The 1300-nt window shown below is 73.5% G+C and carries 1 protein-coding gene and 1 pseudogene; both read left to right on the top strand.

Annotated features, from left to right (window positions below):
* The first annotated feature begins 118 nt into the window (after nucleotides 1-118).
* The gene (locus tag P1P70_RS44750) at nucleotides 119-886 is read left to right on the top strand and encodes a Clp protease N-terminal domain-containing protein (protein ID WP_319248254.1); all 768 of its coding nucleotides are present in this window, start codon (nucleotides 119-121) and stop codon (nucleotides 884-886) included.
* 61 nt (nucleotides 887-947) lie between these two features.
* Nucleotides 948-1300: pseudogene (locus tag P1P70_RS44745) on the top strand (bifunctional 3'-5' exonuclease/DNA polymerase); the annotation flags it as partial.

The following is a 1300-nucleotide window of genomic DNA, read 5'->3' as shown; positions in this document are numbered from 1 at the left end:
GTGGTGGCGGTGGTCGGGGTCGGGGCCGGCCGCTTGGGATAGGCCGTGCACCGAAGCGGGGCCCAGGGGGTGTCAACTTCGAGTTGACACCCCCGGAGTGTCAACCTAAGGTTGACACATGACGACGAATCCTCGAGTCACCTCCTCCATCCGTCTCGACGAGCTCATCGAGGCCATCAAGAAGGTCCACCCGGAGCCGCTCGACCAGCTCCAGGACGCGGTCATCGCCGCGGACCACCTCGGCGACGTGGCCGACCATCTGATCGGCCACTTCGTGGACCAGGCCCGGCGTTCGGGCGCGTCCTGGACGGACATCGGCCGGAGCATGGGGGTCACCCGGCAGGCCGCCCAGAAGCGGTTCGTGCCGAAGGCCGAGAACGACCTCGACGCCAGCCAGGGCTTCAGCCGCTTCACCCCCCGCGCCCGGAACGTGGTCACGGCCGCGCACAACGAGGGCAAGGCCGCCGGCGCCGTCGAGGGGCTCCCGGCCCACCTCGTCCTCGGGCTCCTCGCCGAACCGGACGCGCTCGCGGCCAAGGCCCTCGTCGCCCAGGGTGTCTCCCCCGAGGCCGTACGGGAAGCCGCCTCCGCCGTCCTGCCGCCGGCCGCCGCCGAGGTCCCCGAGCTCATCCCCTACGGGCCGGACGCCAAGAAGGTCCTCGAACTCACCTTCCGCGAGGCCCTCCGCCTCGGCCACAACTACATCGGCACCGAACACCTCCTCCTCGCCCTCCTGGAGCTCGAGAACGGGCAGGGAGTGCTCAGCGGCCTCGGCGTCACCAAGGAGGCCACCGAGGCCCACGTGACCCAGGCCCTTCAGGCGATCGTGCAGGGGCAGGCCCAGGGTCAGGCGCAGGCGCAGGGCCAGGGAGAAGGGCAGGGATAGCGCGCGGCGCGGCTTCCGCGTCGCGCGGTCGTTGTCAGACCCCCCTGTCACACTCGCACCCATGACCGACCGGTGGGTGCTCGCGACGGCCGAGGACGGGGGTGTGGAGGTCGCCCCGCTCGGGGCCGACGGGCTGCTCGCGGGGGCCGTGACCTGGGAACCCGATCTCGCGGAGGCGGTGCGGCGGCGCGGGCCGCAGGTCGGGCGGTGGGTGTGGCGGGCCACCGGGGAGGTGTATCCGCGGCTGCTCGCCACGGGGGTGCGAGTGGAGCGGTGCTACGACATCGAGGACGCCGAGACCCTGTTGCTCGGGCACGAGGGCCGGCTCGGTGAGCCCCGCTCCGCTGCCGCCGCCCTCGCCCGGCTCCGCCACGCACCCGTGCCGCCGGACCCGCCCGCGCGCTCGGCCGACCC

Origin of the sequence: Streptomyces sp. MB09-02B, from assembly GCF_033794485.1 — a bacterium.
GTDB lineage: Bacteria > Actinomycetota > Actinomycetes > Streptomycetales > Streptomycetaceae > Streptomyces.
Note: the sequence above shows the minus strand (reverse complement) of the source record. Positions and strands in the feature narration are given on the sequence as shown.